The organism is Cryobacterium sp. MDB2-A-1 (assembly GCF_004402675.1).
Taxonomy (GTDB): Bacteria; Actinomycetota; Actinomycetes; order Actinomycetales; family Microbacteriaceae; genus Cryobacterium; species Cryobacterium glucosi.
Genome location: NZ_SOFK01000031.1, coordinates 57,782 through 75,125, shown reverse-complemented (window position 1 = coordinate 75,125; position 17,344 = coordinate 57,782). Strand labels below are relative to the sequence as shown.

The following is a 17,344-nucleotide window of genomic DNA, read 5'->3' as shown; positions in this document are numbered from 1 at the left end:
GCATCAGGATCGTCTCCGGACACGCGAAATCAGGGGGACTCCACCGGCTGCGAGCAGCCCGGAGAGGAATCCGACAGGGATGGCTGCCGGAATGGGGCCGATGACCGGATCGGAAGGCGTCGGCTTGCCGACGAGGGGTCCGGCCGACGCGCCGGTCGCCGCAGGGTCGGTCGCGGTCGCGGTCCCGGCGACGGCGGCGGCGACGGCCGCGACCGCTGCCGTTCCACTGCCTGCGTTCGGGTTGACGTAGGCCGCCGCAGGGGCGGCGGCAGTGGCCGCGACGGTCGGTGAGGGAGTGGGTGTCGGAGTCGCCGAGACGATCGGGCTGATGCCCTTTTCGATGGCTGTCGCGGCTGCGAGGGCCTGGGCGACCCAGCTGGCCGGAATCGACGCGTACCCCTCGGGGAGCTGGCCGATCGCACTGCCGGGAACCTGACCGGCGGCAACGGCGTAGCGGATCATGTTGGCGTAAATGGCGCGGGCGGAGGCATCCGTCTGCAGTGGGTTGAGCGCCGCGTAGACCGGCATGGTCATCGGGTAGGCCGACGCCGCCGCCCTGGCGCTCGCGCTCGTGGGGTTGTATTCGAGCACGGCCGCGTTCTCGGTGGTCGGGGTCATCGCCGCGGCCGCGGCCAGCAGGGATGCGGAGTTCGCGGCAACGAAAGTGCCCGCCGAGTTTCGCAGTGACGCCGTCACCGTCTGGTACCGGGCTGCTGCCGCCGTTGTCGTGAGTCCGAGCACCCGCTGGGTGCCGACGAGGTTGCGAACGCTCTTGCCCCATTTCGGCGGAACCGTGTTCGGGCTCCAGTCGCCGAGCTCCTGGCCGTCACCGCGCAGGGTGAGGTAGGCGCCGTTCTCGAAGTCGCTCGCGTACGGGCGCCAGGTGACGAGGTTGACTTCGGTCTGGCCGTCGGCCGTGGCCACCCGGGCGATTGGGTCAGCCTTGGGGAAGTTGGTGCGGGGCACGGTCATTTTTGTGCCGGAGGAGTTGACGGCGTCCTTTGTTGCGTACCAGGGGTTGACCTTCATGCCCCACTTGTCGGCTTCGCCGTTGAGGAAAGCCACGGCATCCGGATCTGAGAGCACGTAGCGCCACAGCTGTAGGGCCTCGTCGGAGCGCCCCGAGGGCAGGAGCATGTCGCCGAGGGACGGACCCGTCAGGTCCTGGTACTGCCATTCCGCGTCGTTCACGGCGAGGAAGTCGGGGTCAACGGTCAGGTTCCTCGCGTTGTGGTTGACCTTCTCGGGGTTATCGACGAAGAACGCGAGCGATTTGGAGGTAGCGGGGGCCCCCGTCGGCAAGGAGTCCAGATATGAGTTCGTCAACAGCTTCGCGATCAGGCGCGGGGTGAGGTTCATCGAGGTGAAGGACTCGGTGTTCTTGTCCTTGTATTCCTGAGGCACGGCGCCGACGGGTTTCACCCTCCGGTCGATCGAGAAGGACACGGCGAGTCCGGAGAGTGCGATCGGCGCGTACTGCACGGGATCCGCCTTCGTCGTCTGTAGGGCACGCGATGTCAGGGCGAGAGGACTCGGGGTCTTCTGGCTTGCGGAGAGCAGAGAGTCTTCCTCGTTGCCGGTGCTGAGCACGAAGGAGGATCCGGTCGAGCCGGTGCAGAGGTTGGGCTGCCAGGACGCGACGGCCGCCGAGGCGAGTTCGCTTCCGGAGAGTTGCTTCTCGGCCGAGCCGATGGAGCAGCGCAGACCGATCGGCTTGAAGTCGAGCTTGACGGCCACACTGTGCTGCCAGGCGTCCCAGAACAGGCCGGACTTGGTGATGTACGACTCGCCGACGTCGTTGGTGCCGCGCGGGATGACGACGAGCCAGCAGGACTTGCCCGTGACCGTGCCGTCCGTGGCCGTGACCGGCATACCGCAGCCGAGGCCGGGAGACTGCATCGCGGTCTGGACCTCGAACTTGACGGAGCCAGCGCCAGTGTCACTCGACCCCACCCACGGCACCTCGTTGGTCGTGTACTGCGTGTAGAACTCGTTCGTGGCGAGGTCGACGCCCACGATCGGGGAGGGCAGGGTCACGCCAGTGGCAGCCGGCGTGCCGTTCGCGGTCTGAACAAGCCCTGTCAGGGGATCGAGGATGTAATGGGTGAGGACGCCGGCGCCATTCTTGAAGACGGACGAGATCGTTCCGCCCGTCGAGGCACGGTACGGGATCGCCGTGACCGCCGGGATCGTGAAGCCGTTCGAGGGCGAGGTGTATTGGGTGTCCTTGGCGTTGACGAATTCGTCAGAAACCGAGGTGTCGCGCGTGGACGCGGCCTTGCCGGGAAAACCGCCGTACTGGCAGGTGGTGCGGTCGGGATGCCCGGGGTTCAGCGGGTCCTCACCCCAGCACTGCGCGATCTGCAGGAAGTTCTGGCCGCCCGAGCTGGCGTCAGGCCGGACCGACTTCGCGCCCGAGCCGGTCCAGTTGACGACGATTCCCTGCGAGACGAGGTCCTTCGTCTGAGAAACCGTCACCTTGAGGTCGGGGAACGGTGCCGTCGAGATGTCGAGGTCATAGCCCTTGGCGGCCACCGTGACGGCGCTCGAGGTGTCCGCGGATGCCGCGGGCGGGGTAATGGAGGCCAGCATGGACACTCCGATGCCGACGACAACGCCCACGACGATGCCGCTTGCGCCGGCGCGGGTCCACATCGAGTCCGTGGACAGGATCAGGCGCTTCACTTGGTGCCCGCCTTCGGACCGCGTGGCTTGAGCCGGCGCCAGAGCACCGGGGGCAGCACGGCAGAGCCGATGAGCAACACGCCGGCGAACAGCATGATCGACTGCTGCGCACCCCAGCCGTTGTCGGCGAGGGTGAAGGGCGACGCCACCGCGGACCCGGCCACTCCGGTCGAGGCCGTGCCACCGGTGCCGCCGGAGACGAGAGCACCGTTCTCGTCGTAGACCGCGGCCGCGGCATCGCCCGTGCCCGCTGCCCCGGCGTTTGCCGTCGTCGCCGCTGCTCCGGCCCCTGCTCCTGCGGCGGCCGCTGCCGCCGCGGCCGTGTCGGCCGTGGCTGCGGAGCCGCCGGTACCGGTTCCGGTCGTCGCCGTGTCATCGGGCGCCCCTCCTGTTCCGGTGACACACTGGCTCGTGCCGACCTTGTCACAGTCGGCGGGCTTGAGCGCGTTGGTCGCGAGCAGGTTGCTCGATGGGGAGTCGCCGGCCTTGAAGGTCGGGTTGTTGCAGTTGTTGATGTCGACGCCCGAGACATCCGCTCCCGGCACTCGTTTGATCTGGTCGAACCCGGCGAGCACAAGGTTCATCGGGAGCGGCGAGTAGCCCAGGGCCGCCGCTTGCTGCTGGCCCTCGCAGAGCATGTAGTTCGCGAACGCGCCGAGGGTGAGGCCCTTCTTCGCGGTGAAGACACCGCCGACCTCGGTCGGCACGATCATGTAGGAGTAGCTCGACAGCGGGTACGTGCGCGGGTCGGGGTTGTTGTAGACGCCGTCGAGGATCTGGGTGAGGTAGTCGGGGCTCGAGACCGGGACATCCGTCTTGATCTTTGCCTGCAGCAGGGCAACGGCGACGGAGTTCGCGGTCGGCTCGACGTAGTATCCGGCGGTGTTCAGGACCTTGGCGACCGGGAAGCCGGCCTTGAGCGCGTAGGAATACTCGACGTACGTGATGGCACCTTCGCCATAGTCCTGGGCGACATACCCGGCGACGCCCGCCGAACCGCTCTGGGCCTTCGCGTTGCCGTAGGTCGGGTACTGCGAGGTGAGGCCGCAGGAGGCCGGTTTGCCGACCTTGACGCAGAACTGCCCCCAGAGGGAGTTGTACTGCTTGGACATCCAGAGGCTGAACTGGGCGGTCGAGCCCGAGCCGTCCGACCGCACGACAGGGACGATGCCCTTGTCCGGCATCTTCAGTCCGGGGTTGTCCGTCTGGATCGCCGGGTCGTTCCACTTGGTGATGACGCCGGTGAAGATCTTGGTGACGACCTCGCCACTCAGGCGCAGGTTGGAGACGCGGGCACCGTTGATCTTGAGGTTGTACATGAACGAGGTGCCACCGGCGACGATCGGCATGTACGCGTAGCCGCGACTCGGAACCTCGGGCGCTGAACCGTCTTCGGGAGCGGTCTGGAACGGGATCTCGCTGACGGCGAAGTCGACGTTTCCGGCCACGAAGTCCCGGCGGCCCGCGGAGGAGCCGACACCGGAATAGTTGACGGTCATGCCGTAGTTCGAGGCCACGTTCTTGCGCCACTGGTCGAGGGCGTTCTGGGACCAGGTCGAGCCGGTTCCTGTGATGGGGTCGTAGGAAACGGCCTGGGCAGACAGCGTTCCGGACAGACCGAGAATCACCACGACGGCGAGGGCGAAGAGGGCGCGGATCGCACGGATCCAACGGGGCTGCGGCGTCACGAGGACGGCTCCTTTGTGCTGAGGTCGATCGTCGGCGCTGGGCTGCTGTGGTGGTTCGGTGGTGCCGTCGGCGGCGGCCAGGCCCCCGACGTGTTCGCCTCGAGGAGGATGCGGCGGTCGGCGGCAACGGTGATCCGCTTGAGGTCGCGCCCGGAGGCCGCGACGACCCGCTGCTGCTGGGCGCGGGACAGGTCGCCCGGCCCCTTGCCGCCGATGAGGCGGGCGATCGCGAACAGGGTGAGCACGAGGAGGATCAGCACGGCCGCCGCCCCGAAGCCACGGGCGATCATGTTCGGTTCCGGCGACTTGACGAAGTCGAAGACCTGCAGCGGCAACGAGATCATCGGTCCCTCGAAGGGGTTGAGGTTGACGACGGCGGTGACGCCGGACGTGAGCAGCACGGGACTGGTCTCGCCGATGCCGCGGGCGGTGCCGAGGATGACGGCGGTCGCGAGCCCGGGGCGGGCGGTCGGCAGCACGACGTGCCAGACCGTGCGCCAGCGCGTGGACCCGAGCGCGTACGCGGCTTCACGAAGGTTTCCCGCGACGAGACGGAGGACGATGTCGGAGGCGCGGATCACGATCGGGAGCATCATCACCGTGATGGCCATCGAGGCGGCGAACCCGCTGCGCTGGTGGGTGATCAGCACGATGATCGCGGAGTAGACGAAGAGGCCGGCGACGATCGAGGGCAGCGCCGTCATCGCGTCCGAGATGGTGCGCACGAAGCGGGCGAACTTTCCGCCGACCTCGTTGAGGAACAGGGCCGTGAGGATGCCGAGCGGAACGGTGACAATGAGCGCCATCGTGATCTGCATCAGGGTACCGAGGATGGCGTGGAAGATTCCGCCGAGTTCGAGGCCGTCGAGCGGGCCGGCGAGCTCCATGCTGTCGGTGAAGAAGTTGAGGTGCGGGAGGGCTTCCTGGCCGCGCACGAGGGTGTACGCGACGACGAAGACGAGGGCGCCGAAGAGCAGCACGCCGGCGCTCGAAAGGACAACCGACATGACCCGGTCCTTGACCTCCTGCCAGTCGCTCTTCAGGCTGACGAGCAGGGCGTAGAAGCCGATGAAGGCGATGAACGCGACGATCACGAAGCCGACATAGCCGGAGAGCGGTCCGAACCAGCCGAACAGCAGCACGGCGACGGCCACGCCGGCCGCTGCAGCACCGAGGATGTTGAACTGGTCGTCGACCCTGGCGGCGCGCATCCGCCGGCGCGGGCCGATCTCGATGCCGACCGAGGAGGGGATGTTCGTGGTGTGCCGGACTGCTGCGGCCTGGAGTTCGAGCTCGGCCTCGAGCTCGACGGCGGTCTCGGTCATCACGAGGGTCGAGGGGCCGGCGGATGCCGCGGGATCCGTCGCCTGGGTGCTGTGTGCGCTGGTCATCAGTCGCTCTCCGCCCCGGAGCGGGACCGCGCCACGATCGACGAGGCCGTGAAGTTGATCACGAGGGTGATCAGGAAGAGCACGAGGCCGGCGGCCATCAGTGCGGAGAGGCCGAAGGAGCTCGACTCGCCGTAGCGGAGCGCGATGAGCGCGGACACCGAGTTCGTGCCGGTCTTGAGCACCTCCCAGTTGATCGTGAAGATCGGGGAGATGATCATGTAGACGGCGATGGTCTCGCCGAGGGCCCGGCCGAGGCCGAGCATGGTGCCGCCGATGATGCCGCCGCGGCCGAACGGGAGCACCACGGACGTGATCATTCCCCACCGGGTCGACCCGAGGGCGAAGGCCGCCTCGCGTTCACCGATCGGCGCCTGGGAGAAGGCTTCGCGCATCACCGAGGTCTGGGTGGGCACGACCATGAGGCCCACCACGATTCCGGCGATGAAGGCCGAGGAGGTGAAGGCGCTCGCCTCGGTGAGGGCCTGGCCCGTCGCATCCGTCACGCTGAAGAACGGGATCCAGCCGAAGTAGGTGGAGATCCAGGTGGCGACCGGGATGACATTCGCCTGGAGGAAGAACACGCCCCAGAGGCCGAACACCACGCTGGGAACGGCGGCCATCAGGTCGACGAGGGTGACGAGCGTGGACTTGAGCCGCCCCTGGGCGACCTCGGAGATGAGGAGCGCCGTGCCGAGGGCGAGGGGCACCGCGACGCACATTGCGATGACGGCGATCGTGATGGTGCCGAAGAGAACGGATGCGATGCCGAACTTCTTCGTTTCCGGCGACCAGTCCTGCTCGAAGAGGAAGTTGAACCCAGCGACCCCGAGGGCGTCGCCGGCGCGCAGCGAGAGGAAGACACCGACCGCGAGCATGATCAGCACGGTGATCGTGCCCGCGCTGAACGCGACCGAGCGGAACACCGAGTCGGAGATCGACGGGCGGGAGACCAGGGAGCGCCGCGGCCGGGAGTCGGGGTTCGACGGGTCGAAAACGGCCGGGTCTGTCCCGAAGGCGTCGCCCAGGGGCGAGTCGCCCAGGGGCGGCGAGACGAGGCTCGAAATCGGCATGGCTGTCCTTGGAAAAGACTCGGGAGGGGGTGAACGCACGGGTGGGGGTAACGCGTCCGAAACATATGTTCGGGGCGGTTGGTGAACGATTGGCGTCGATTTCTCAACCGAGATGTGGACGCCGCGTGGAGAGTTGTGGCGGTCGATTCGGGAGCCGTCAGCCCGTGGGCGCCTGCGTCGGAGCGGGGGTCTGTGTCGGGCCCGGCGGGGGCGTCGACGTGGCTGTGGGGGCGGTAGACGGCTCGGGCGCCGTGGCCAGGGTGAGGGTGATGGAGGTGCCGAGACGCAGGGTCTTCTGACCGGACGGGGCGACCGCGATCACGGTTCCCGGCGTCGCGGCGGCGTCGGGCCTCGAGTCGGTGAGGACCAGGAATCCCGCGTTTTCGAGGGCGGCGATCGCCTCCGCCTTGCTGAGACCGACGGTGTCCGGCACCGTGTTCGAGCCGGAGGCCACGGTGAGGTCGACCGGGTCTCCGGGGTCCAGGAAGGTACCGGCCGCCGGGCTGACGCCGAGCACCGTGTCGAGGGGGCGCCCCGAGTCCTGGAGGGTGAGCGCGCCGAGGCGGAGCCCGAGGGCGGCGAGCGCGGCCCGTGCCCCGTCGAGGGTCATCACGGAGACCTCCGGCACCCGGATGGTCTTCGGCGCCGCCGTGGCGTGGGCGGTGATCATCGGCTCGGGGGTGGCGCTCGCGGGCGCGGGCGTGCTGCTCGTGACGGCCACCGACGTCGGCGCCGCGCCGCCGGCAGCGAGGACCCAGGCGAATGCTCCCCCGATCACGAGGATCATCGAGACGGCCCAGAGCCCGCCGCCGCGACGGCGGCTGCGGCCGCTCCGCACCCAGGCCGGGTTGTCCGGCGGGACGACGACCGCGGCGGATGCCGTTCCCGCGCGTGCGTTTCCGGTCGCGTGCACGATCGTGGCCGGGGCGGGATGGGCGGTCGGGATCGGGTGCGGAACAGGCACAGGATCCGGTACCGGTACCGGTACCGGTACCGGTACCGCACCGAGCACCATCGTGCGCTCAGCGAGCTCCGCGAGGTCGCCCGGCCGGAACAGTCCCGTGGTGTCGTCCGCGGGCAAGACGCGACCGCCGCCGGGCAGGGCCCCCTCTGGCGGGGCCGCGGCGCGACCCGGCACTCCCCCGGCCCCGATGCGGTCCAGGGCCGCGTCGACGGCCGCGCCCATCGCCGCGGCGGAGGGGAACCGGGCGTCCGGGTCTTTGAGGAGCGCCTTGACGACGAGCCGGTCGACACTCCGCGGGATGCCGGAGTGCTGCACCGACGGCACCGGCGGCGGAGACTGCACGTGGGCGCGCATCACCGCGGCGACGGAATCCCGGACGAACGGCGCCCGTGCGGTGAGCGCGAAGTACAACACCCCGCCGAGTTGGTACACGTCGCCGCGTTCGTCGACGGCGTCGCCCCGCGCCTGCTCCGGCGACATGTAGTTCACGCTCCCGAGCACGCTCTGCACGACCGGGATTTCCTGCGTTGTCGCATCGGGTGCGCTGCGGAGGACGTCGGTGCCGAGGGCGGGGCGACCGGCGGCATCCGCGAGGCCGAAGTCGAGCAGGCGCACTCCGTCGATACCGACGTTACCGGCCGGGTCCGGGTCGACCATGATGTTGGCCGGGGAGACGTCGCGGTGGACCAGGCCGATGTCGTGCGCGGCCTCGAGGGCGCGCAGCACCGCGGACGCGACGGTGAGCGCCTGCCCGACGGGCAGCGCCCCGCGATGCTCGACGTATTCGGCGAGGCTGATCCCCGGCGCGCGGTCGAGCGCGATCCAGGCCTGCGGCTCCTCGGCGTTCGCACCGGTGCCTGTGCCGGTGCGGGGCTCGGTCCCGGCGCCGATCCCCGGGCCGTGACCGGTGTGGTGCACGCCGACGCCGAGCACCGCGACGATGTTCGGGTGCCGCAACACGGCCGCGGCCCTGGCCTCCGCAAAGAACGCTTCCCTGGCCCGGTCGGAGCGGGACAGGTGCGGGTGCAGGATCTTGAGGGCGATCTCTCTGACTGCGCCCTCCCCTGCCTGCGTGTCCACGGCGGAGAAGACGGATGCCGACCCGCCCGTCCCCAGGAGTTCGCCGAGCCGGTAGCGGCCCGAGATCAGCCCTTCGCCAGCGCCGACCGTGCGCCGGCCTGCCGGTGCACCGGAGGCAGCCGTCGTCTCGGCGGGATCGATCGTGCCTGTCACAGAGGGCTACTTCGCCCGGGCGGCGTAGGTGTTCGCGTAACCGGCGACGGCGGTGACATAGGAGTCGACGTGGTTGTACGCGAAGACGGCCGCGCGCCAGCGGTCGGGCAGCGCGAGGTCGCCGTAGTTGCACAGGTAGCGCCCGGCTGCGAGGGCGGCGTCGTCGATCTGCTGCGGGTCGTCGACACCGTCCCGGTTGCCGTCGGCGCCCCAGCGCTGCCAGGTCGCGGGGATGAACTGCAGCGGGCCGACCGCACGGTCCCACGCCGCACTGCCGTCCCAGGCGCCGCCGTCGGTGTCGCTCATCGCTGCGAAATCAGAGCCGTCGAGGGCCGGACCGAAGATGCCGGGCCGGGCGGTACCGTCGGTACCGAGCACCGAGCCCGCGTGGGTGCCGTGCCCGGACTCGATGTTGCCGAGGCCGGCGAGGGTGCTCCAGCCGAGTCGGCAACCGGGCTGTTCGGCGGCGAGGGCGAGCGAGGCACCCGCATAGCCGAGCATGGCCCGCCGCGGGATGCCGGTGGCCGCGGCCACGCGGGCAGCCCAGTCCGCGTCCACGAGCGCAGCGTTCCCGGTGAGCAGCGCGGTTTCCCCTGTCGACGCGAGGGACGAGCCGGCGGCGGACTGGTCGGCCGCCGGAGCGGGAGTCGCCGGCGTCACGGTCACGGTCGCTGCGGCATCCGCTGCCGTGGGAACGGAGGGAACAGCGTCGGCGGCCACGGCCGCCACGCTCGCCCGGATGCCCTCCGGTGCGGTGAAGCCGGGTACGAGCCAGCCGAAGACGACCCAGCAGAGCAGCCCGGCGGTCGCTGCGGCACCGATCCAGCCGCGCAGGCCGCGGAGCCGTGTGCCGCTCACCACGCCTGGGCCCGTTCGGCCTCGCTGAGCACCCGGCTGCCCCGGCGGCCGGCCTCGGTCGCGTGGCGGGCGTCTTCGGCGACGAGCGCGACGCGGAAGGCTTCGATCGTGCCGGCGGCGGCTTCCCGGCTCGCGGAGGCGGCGCCGTACCAGCGTCCCGCTGTCATCACGATGCGTTCGCCGATGGTGACCACCCAGCCATGGGTGCCTGCCGACGGCCCGGTGACGACGGTCGCGACCATCGCGTCGCACTGGTCCTTGAGTTCGAGGACATGAGCCCGCGCGCCGGCGAACGAGCCGTAGACCGAGGAGCTGCGGCCGAGCTCGCGGCTGTTCGAGGCGAGCAGCCGCCAGATGCCGGAGTGGCCGGAGTCGGCGACGGTGGCGAGGCCACGGGAGCGATCCCGGCCCTCGGCCACCCGGTCGGTCGTTCCGGTACGGGCAAGTTCTCCCGTGCGGGCGAGTTCGCCGGCGCGTGCGAGTCCGCTGACGCGGGCGACGTCGCCGCCGCGGGCACCGGACTGAACGCTCTCCCGGAAGGCGACCCAGCCCTGCAGGCGCGGGTCCGCGTTGGAACGGAAGGCCGAGAAGACCACACTTGGGCGGGGCGACACAGCGACTCCAACGGCCTGAACCAAACAGCGACGGGTGCAGTCGAGACTGTGTGCCGGCTCGGGTGGGCCAGCCCCGGCAATACTGTGCTGGCCTCAGGTGTCCGGCCCGGGAGTGTCACCTTGCCGGGGGGTGAACGGAAGCTGTCCGGCCCGGCAACAGTTTCGAGAACGCCTAGCGGCGGAACGCCTTTCGCGCCAGCGTGTTCCCGAGGTACTGCACCAACTGGACGAGCACGATGATCAGCAGCACGGCAGCCCAGGTCACGATCGGGTTGAACTGGCGGTACCCGTAGAGCAGGGCGAAGTTACCGAGGCCGCCGCCACCGACGTAGCCGGCGACCGCCGACATGTCGACGAGCGCGACGAAGATGAACGTGTAGCCGAGGATCAGCGGACCGAGCGCCTCGGGCAGGAGCACGGTGAAGATGATCCGGGCCGTTCCGGCGCCCACGCTGCGGGCGGCCTCGATCACGCCGGGCGTCACGGTGAGCAGGTTCTGCTCGACGATACGGCCCATCGCGAAGGATGCCGCGAGCGAGATCGTGAAGATGATCGCGTTATTGCCGATTCCGGTTCCGACCACGAGCCGGGCGAGCGGCTGCGCGGCGGCGAGGAAGATGATGAACGGGATGGGCCGCACGAAGTTGACCAGCAGGTTCAGCACCACGAACACGGGTTTGTTGGCGAGCAGGCTGCCGCCGCGGGTCAGGTACAGGCCGAGGCCGACGATCAGGCCGCCGAGGCCCCCGAAGAACAGGGTGAGGCCGACGATGTAGAGCGTCTCCCCTGCGGCCTTCCAGAGCTGGGGCAGCAGTTCGATGAGGGATTCCATCAGCGCACCTCCGTGACGGTCGTGAGTGTTCTGATCCGATCGAGGACCGCATCGATGCGGTCGTCGGCGCTGCCGGCAGACGCTGTGCGGGCATCCGCCGCCGTGGCGTCGCTGAGCGCGAGGGTGAGATGCCCGAAGGAGCGACCCTGCACTTCGTTGATGCCGCCGAAGACGACCTCGAATGCGACGCCGGCGCGAGCCAGTTCGCCGAAGACACGAGCCTGGTCGACCGTGTTGTCGCGGAAGGCGAGGGACACGATCCGCCCGGGGTGGCGTCTGCGCAGCACGGCGAGCTCGTCGGCGCTCGGGATGCCCTTGACGACGGTCGAGACGAACCGGGCGGATGCCGGCTGCTGCGGGTTCGAGAACACATCGAACACGTCACCGCGTTCGATGACCCGGCCCTGGTCCATCACCGCGACCTTGCTCGCGATCGTCTGGATCACGTCCATCTCGTGCGTGATCACGATGATCGTCACACCGAATTCCCGGTTGACCCGGGTCAGCAGGTCGAGCACTTCGTGGGTCGTCTCGGGGTCGAGGGCGCTCGTGGCCTCGTCGGCGAGGAGGATGGCGGGCTGGCTCGCGAGGGCGCGGGCGATGCCGACGCGCTGCTTCTGGCCGCCGGAGAGCTGGTCGGGGTACGCGCGGGCCTTGTCGGCGAGGCCGACGAAGTCGAGCATCTCGGCGACCCGCTTGGCGCGTTCGGCCTTGGGCCGGTGCGCCACCTCGAGCGGATAGGACACGTTGGCCGCGACGCTGCGCGAGCCGAGCAGGTTGAACTGCTGGAAGATCATGCCGATGCCGAGACGCACGCTGCGCAGTTCGCGCTCTGCCAGGCCGGCGATGTCCCGTCCGTTGATCAGGATCTCTCCGGACGTTGACCGTTCGAGCGCGTTCACGAGGCGCACGAGGGTGCTCTTGCCGGCTCCCGAGTAGCCGATGATCCCGTAGACGTCGCCGGCCTCGACGGCCAGGCTGACGTCGTCGATCGCGACGACGTCCCTGCCGCCCTTTTCGTGGGGTGGGTAGATCTTGCTGACACCGCGCAATTCGACGATCGGCATTCAACTCTCCTGGAATTCTCTGGTTTCACACCGGATGCCCGCCTCGCGAGTGCGAAGCGGGCATCCGGGCAACCCGGGGCGACTACTTCTTATTGGCCTTGGTGTCCGCGACGACCGTGGCGAGCGAGGAGACCAGGTCGGCGACCGGGGTCTTCACGAGAACACCGGAGCCGCCGGAGACGGCGAGCACGCCGTCCTGCACGGCCTGGGTGTCCTGATAGATCTGGACGAGCTTCTGGTAGGTCGCGTTGTCCTTGTCCGCGGCGCGGGCGACGAACACGTTGACGTAGGGGATGGCGGTCGGGTCGGCCGGGTCATCCTTGGCGAGGGCGTCGGTGAACTTCAGTCCGGCCTTCTCGACGAAGTCGTTGTTGATGATCGCGCCGGCGACGTCAGGAAGCGAAGTCGCGGTGAGGGAGGCCTCGAGCGCGGTGACGGTGACCTTGGAGGCCGACGTGTCGATGTCGTCGAGGGTCGAGAAGATCGAGCCGCCGTCCTTCAGCGTGATGAGCTTGGCCGACTGCAGCACGAGGAGCGCGCGGGCCAGGTTGCTCGCGTCGTTCGGCACCGCGATGGTGTCGCCCTTCTGGATCTCGCTGACCTTCTTGTACTTCGTCGAGTACAGGCCGAGCGGGTAGATCGCCGTCGAGCCGATCGGGGTGAGGTCCGCGTTGCTCGCCGTGTTGTACTGCGCGAGGTAGACGAGGTGCTGGAACTGGTTGAGGTCGATCTCACCGGCGGTCAGCGCGGGGTTCGGCTGGTCGTATGCGGAGAAGTCGACGATCTCGACCTTGATTCCCGCATCGGCGGCGGCCTTCGTGTAGACGGCCCAGTACGGGTCGCTCGCGCCGACGACGCCGATCTTGACGGTCTTGTCGCTGCCGGCATCCGCCGTGCCGCCGGCGCACCCGGCGAGCAGGGCGAGGAGCGGGACGGTCGCGAGAGCCGCGAGCAAGCGCTTGGACAGAGTTGACTTTTTCACGTGGTGAATCCCCTTGGGTGTGCTGCGGGTGAGAGCCGCGAGTGCTGTCTCGTGGACGAGCCTCGGCAATCAAGGGCACAGCAAAGCCACGGCACGAAGGGGTGGGAGTCTGTGCCGCTGCATCGCGAGGCACACCTTCAGGTTAACAAAGGATGCTGCGCCGCGCACGCCGCTGCGTAACACGCGGTCACAGCATCCGCGGTTTTAACCCTCGATCAGCGTCGAAAGTTCGAGCCAGCGAGTTTCGAAGCTCGAGATGGAGGATTCGAGACCCTGCAGCTCGGTGCCGAGCTCGCCGAGGCCTGCGTAGTCGTTCTGGTCGTGGCTGACCATGTTCTGGTTCAACACCACGATCCGGGACTTCTGCTTGGCGACCTTGCGCTCGATGGAGGCGAGTTCCTTCTGCGCGTTGCGGAGCTCTGCGCCGCCGATGGCCAGGTTCCTGGCCGGCTTGCCGCCGGAGGTGTTCGAGGCGTTCGCCTCTGCGGGCTTGTCGGAGTCGTTGATCTGCTGCTTGCGCATCTCGAGGTACTGGTCGACGCCGCCGGGCAGGTGGCGGAAGCCGCCCTCGGTGACCGCGTACTGGTTGTCGGTGACGCGTTCGATCAGGTACCGGTCGTGCGAGACGACGAGCAGGGTGCCGGGGAAGGAGTCGAGCAGGTCCTCCATGGCCGCGAGCATGTCGGTGTCCAGGTCGTTGGTGGGCTCGTCGAGGATGAGCACGTTCGGCTCGTCGAGCACGATCAGCAGCAGCTGCAGGCGGCGCTTCTGGCCACCGGAGAGGTCCTTGACCTGGGTGACGAGCTGGGCGCTCATGAAGCCCATCCGCTCGAGCATCTGGCCGGGGGTGATCTCCTTGCCTCCGGCGATGTAGCTCGTCTTCTGGCGGCCGATGACCTCGCTGACCCGGTCGTTCTGGATGCCCTCGAGCTCGAAGAGCTGCTGGGTGAGCACGGCGACCTTGATGGTTTTACCGCGCTTGACGTGGCCGCTCGTCGGCTGGAGGGTACCGGCGACGAGGTTCAGCAGCGTGGACTTGCCCGCGCCGTTGACGCCCATGATGCCGGTGCGTTCCCCGGGGGCGATCCGCCAGGTGATGTCCTTCAGCACGTGCTTGTCCTCGAAGTCCACCGAGACGTCGATGAGGTCGACGACGTCCTTGCCGAGGCGCTGCATCGCCATCGACTGCATCGTGACGGTGTCGCGGGGCGGCGGCTCGTTCTCGATGAGCTCGTTGGCCGCGTCGATGCGGAACTTGGGCTTGGCGGTGCGGGCGGGGGCGCCGCGGCGGAGCCAGGCGAGCTCCTTCTTCATCAGGTTCTGGCGCTTCGACTCTGTCGCGGCGCTCATCCGGTCGCGCTCGACGCGCTGCAGGATGTACGCGGCGTAGCCGCCCTCGAAGGGTTCGATCAGACGGTCGTGCACCTCCCAGGTCTGGTTGCAGACCTCGTCGAGGAACCACCGGTCGTGGGTCACGACCACGAGGCCGCCGGAGTTCGTCGCCCAGCGGTTGCGCAGGTGCCCGGCGAGCCAGGTGATGCCCTCGACGTCGAGGTGGTTGGTGGGCTCATCGAGGAAGATCACGTCGTGGTCGCCGATCAGCACGGCGGCGAGGGCGACCCGGCGGCGCTGGCCACCGGAAAGGTCGTCGACAAGGGCGTCCCAGGGGATGTCGCGCACGAGTCCGCCGATGACGTCGCGGACCTTGGCGTCCCCTGCCCAGAGGTGCTCGTCCATGGTGCCGACGACGGTGTGGCCGACGGTCTGGCCTGAGGCGAGCGCATCGGACTGGTCGAGCACGCCGATCGTGACGCCGCGGCGGCGGGTGACGCGGCCGGAGTCGGGTTCGATGCGTCCGGCGAGGAGGCTCAGCAGGGTGGACTTGCCGTCACCGTTGCGCCCCACGACTCCGATGCGGTCGCCCTCGTTGAGTCCGACGGTGACGGAGTCGAAGATGACGCGGGTGGGGTATTCAAGGTGCAGGGACTCGGCCCCGAGCAAATGTGCCATAGCTTACAACTTTACCGTGCGCGGCTGGGAGCCCGGCGCGCGGGTCGGGGCAGGCGGATGCCGCGGCTCAGTCGTGGACGAGACGGGCGCCGTGGACCGGGCCCGTCGCCCGCACCACGTGCAGGCGGGAGGCGCTCAGCGCGACCTGGAGCTCGAGCGCGCTGTCGGCATCCGCCACGAGGAACGCGACCGTTGGGCCGGACCCGGAGACGATGCCGGCGAGGGCGCCGTTCTCCTCGCCGAGCTCGATGACCTTGCCGAGGCCGGGGGCGAGGTGCAGCGCCGGGGCCTGGAGGTCGTTGTGCAGGGACTCGGCGAGCATCCGGGCATCGCCGGCGCGCAGGGCCTGGAGCACGTTGGCGTCGACGGTCGGCTGCGCCTGAGCCGGGAAGATGTCCTGGGCATGGCGCTCACGGTGGCGGTCGAGTTCCTGGTACACGCCGGGGGTGGACATGCCGAAGTCGGCCAGGGCGAGCACCCAGTGGAACTGGCCCTTGGCGAGCGCGGGGCTCAACTGGTCGCCGCGGCCGGTGCCGACGGCGGTGCCGCCCGTGAACGCGAAGGGGACGTCGGCGCCGAGCGTCGCGGCGATGGCGAGCAGTTCCTCGCGGGTCGCCTCGGTGCCCCAGAGGGCGTCGCACGCGAGCAGGGTTGCGGCGGCGTCGGCCGATCCGCCGCCCATTCCCCCGGCGATCGGCACGTTCTTCTCGAGTTTGAGATGCACGCCGCCGCGGTAGCCGGACCGGCGGGCGAGGGCGCGAGCGGCCCGGATCGCGAGGTTGCTGCCGTCGGTCGCAAGGCCGGAGGTGTCGATCGAGCCGGTGAATTCGCAGGAGAAGTCGTCGGCGGGATAGGCGCGCACGTCTTCGCTGAGCGACACGGCCTGGTAGGCGGTCGCGACTTCGTGGTAGCCGTCTTCGAGCACGGCACCGACCTTCAGGAAGACGTTGATCTTGCCCGGCGCCCGCGCGTGCACAACGTGAGATGTGGCCGCGTTGGTCATGGTTCTAACCTAGCTCAGCCGCACAGCCCCCTCGTGCGCGGGGTCAGGACGGGTCGGCGGCGGTCCAGGACCTGGCGATGGCGAGGAAGGCGTCGACGGTGAGCTGTTCGCCGCGCTCGGTGGGGTCGATGCCGGCAGCTTCGAGGATCGCGGTCGCCGTTGCCGAGTCGCCGAGCACGGTCGAGAGAGACTGGCGGAGCATCTTGCGGCGCTGCTGGAAGGCGCCGTCGACGAGCGCGAACGTCGCGAGGCGCAGGTCCTCGCTCTCGAGCGGGCTCTCGCGGCGCTGGAACGCGATCAGGATCGAGTCGACGTTCGGCACCGGCCAGAACACCTGGCGGCTGACCTTGCCCGCGGTGCGGAAGGCCCCGTACCAGGCGGCCTTGACGCTTGGGCTGCCGTAGACCTTCGAGCCGGGGGGCGCGGCGAGCCGTTCGCCGACCTCGGCCTGCACCATCACGACGCCGGCGCGGATCGACGGGAAGTGCTCGAGCATGTGCAGCAGGACCGGCACCGAGACGTTGTACGGCAGGTTGGCGACGAGCCGGGTCGGCTCCCCCGGCAGGTCGGTGATCTTGAGTGCGTCGGCGCGGAGCACGACGAGCGGCGCGTCCGGGTGCATCAGCTCGACGGTGAGCGGGAGCTGCTCGGCGAGGCGGTCGTCGATCTCGACGGCGACGACGCGCGCACCGGTCTCGAGGAGCCCGAGGGTGAGCGAGCCGAGGCCGGGTCCGACCTCGACGACGGTGTCCTCTGGGGTGATCGCGGCGACCTTGACGATGCGGCGGACGGTGTTGCCGTCGATCACGAAGTTCTGGCCGAGCTTCTTGGTCGGGTTCACGCCGAGCATCTCGGCGAGGTCGCGGATCTCGGCCGGCCCGAGCAGTGAACGGGCAACGGGCGCGGCGGATGCCGTGGGCTCGGCGGGCAGGGCGGCATCCGTGGCC

At 69.3% G+C, this 17,344-nt stretch carries 13 protein-coding genes; all 13 read right to left on the bottom strand.

Going from position 1 to position 17,344, the window contains the following annotated elements; translation table 11 throughout:
* Positions 1 to 3 precede the first annotated feature (3 nt).
* Positions 4 to 2,685 (bottom strand): hypothetical protein, encoded by a 2,682-nt coding sequence (locus E3O39_RS12960; protein ID WP_134448227.1) that lies wholly within the window; start codon positions 2,683 to 2,685, stop codon positions 4 to 6.
* Positions 2,682 to 4,373, bottom strand: coding sequence for a phosphate ABC transporter substrate-binding protein PstS (pstS, locus tag E3O39_RS12955; protein ID WP_241985070.1), 1,692 nt, complete (start codon positions 4,371 to 4,373; stop codon positions 2,682 to 2,684). Before pstS ends, E3O39_RS12960 begins: the two co-directional genes overlap by 4 nt.
* Positions 4,370 to 5,764: a phosphate ABC transporter permease PstA gene (gene pstA / locus E3O39_RS12950; RefSeq protein ID WP_241985069.1), complete on the bottom strand. Its 1,395-nt coding sequence runs from the start codon at positions 5,762 to 5,764 to the stop codon at positions 4,370 to 4,372. Before pstA ends, pstS begins: the two co-directional genes overlap by 4 nt.
* Positions 5,764 to 6,834: a phosphate ABC transporter permease subunit PstC gene (pstC, locus tag E3O39_RS12945; RefSeq protein ID WP_134448225.1), complete on the bottom strand. Its 1,071-nt coding sequence runs from the start codon at positions 6,832 to 6,834 to the stop codon at positions 5,764 to 5,766. The genes pstA and pstC overlap by 1 nt, the downstream gene beginning before the upstream one ends.
* A 157-nt stretch (positions 6,835 to 6,991) precedes the next feature.
* Entirely contained in the window at positions 6,992 to 9,031 is a 2,040-nt protein-coding gene (locus E3O39_RS12940) for a PASTA domain-containing protein (protein WP_134448223.1), read from the bottom strand.
* 6 nt (positions 9,032 to 9,037) lie between these two features.
* Positions 9,038 to 9,889 (bottom strand): lytic transglycosylase domain-containing protein, encoded by an 852-nt coding sequence (locus E3O39_RS12935; protein WP_134448221.1) that lies wholly within the window; start codon positions 9,887 to 9,889, stop codon positions 9,038 to 9,040.
* The gene (locus E3O39_RS12930) at positions 9,886 to 10,503 is read right to left on the bottom strand and encodes a hypothetical protein (protein ID WP_134448219.1); all 618 of its coding nucleotides are present in this window, start codon (positions 10,501 to 10,503) and stop codon (positions 9,886 to 9,888) included. The genes E3O39_RS12935 and E3O39_RS12930 overlap by 4 nt, the downstream gene beginning before the upstream one ends.
* Positions 10,504 to 10,675: 172 nt before the next feature.
* The gene (locus E3O39_RS12925) at positions 10,676 to 11,335 is read right to left on the bottom strand and encodes a methionine ABC transporter permease (RefSeq protein WP_134448217.1); all 660 of its coding nucleotides are present in this window, start codon (positions 11,333 to 11,335) and stop codon (positions 10,676 to 10,678) included.
* Positions 11,335 to 12,402, bottom strand: a complete 1,068-nt coding sequence (locus E3O39_RS12920; protein WP_134448215.1) for a methionine ABC transporter ATP-binding protein — start codon at positions 12,400 to 12,402, stop codon at positions 11,335 to 11,337. Before E3O39_RS12920 ends, E3O39_RS12925 begins: the two co-directional genes overlap by 1 nt.
* An 82-nt stretch (positions 12,403 to 12,484) precedes the next feature.
* Positions 12,485 to 13,369: a MetQ/NlpA family ABC transporter substrate-binding protein gene (locus tag E3O39_RS12915; RefSeq protein WP_134448331.1), complete on the bottom strand. Its 885-nt coding sequence runs from the start codon at positions 13,367 to 13,369 to the stop codon at positions 12,485 to 12,487.
* 219 nt (positions 13,370 to 13,588) lie between these two features.
* Positions 13,589 to 15,394 (bottom strand): ABC-F family ATP-binding cassette domain-containing protein, encoded by a 1,806-nt coding sequence (locus tag E3O39_RS12910; RefSeq protein WP_134448213.1) that lies wholly within the window; start codon positions 15,392 to 15,394, stop codon positions 13,589 to 13,591.
* A gap of 67 nt (positions 15,395 to 15,461) precedes the next feature.
* Positions 15,462 to 16,397 carry a 4-(cytidine 5'-diphospho)-2-C-methyl-D-erythritol kinase gene (locus E3O39_RS12905; RefSeq protein ID WP_134448211.1) on the bottom strand — a complete coding sequence of 312 codons (936 nt, stop codon included), beginning with the start codon at positions 16,395 to 16,397 and terminating at the stop codon, positions 15,462 to 15,464.
* Between the two features lie 43 nt (positions 16,398 to 16,440).
* Entirely contained in the window at positions 16,441 to 17,247 is an 807-nt protein-coding gene (rsmA, locus tag E3O39_RS12900) for a 16S rRNA (adenine(1518)-N(6)/adenine(1519)-N(6))-dimethyltransferase RsmA (RefSeq protein ID WP_241975210.1), read from the bottom strand.
* Between the last annotated feature and the right edge of the window lie 97 nt (positions 17,248 to 17,344).

What these genes read in the sequence shown, in the direction of transcription:
- E3O39_RS12910 (WP_134448213.1), bottom strand. Translation starts at nt 15,394, where the DNA reads ATGGCACATTTGCTCGGGGCCGAGTCCCTGCACCTTGAATACCCCACC.
- E3O39_RS12925 (WP_134448217.1), bottom strand. Translation starts at nt 11,335, where the DNA reads ATGGAATCCCTCATCGAACTGCTGCCCCAGCTCTGGAAGGCCGCAGGG.
- E3O39_RS12905 (WP_134448211.1), bottom strand. Translation starts at nt 16,397, where the DNA reads ATGACCAACGCGGCCACATCTCACGTTGTGCACGCGCGGGCGCCGGGC.
- rsmA (WP_241975210.1), bottom strand. Translation starts at nt 17,247, where the DNA reads ATGCTCGGCGTGAACCCGACCAAGAAGCTCGGCCAGAACTTCGTGATC.
- pstC (WP_134448225.1), bottom strand. Translation starts at nt 6,834, where the DNA reads ATGCCGATTTCGAGCCTCGTCTCGCCGCCCCTGGGCGACTCGCCCCTG.
- pstA (WP_241985069.1), bottom strand. Translation starts at nt 5,764, where the DNA reads ATGACCAGCGCACACAGCACCCAGGCGACGGATCCCGCGGCATCCGCC.
- E3O39_RS12920 (WP_134448215.1), bottom strand. Translation starts at nt 12,402, where the DNA reads ATGCCGATCGTCGAATTGCGCGGTGTCAGCAAGATCTACCCACCCCAC.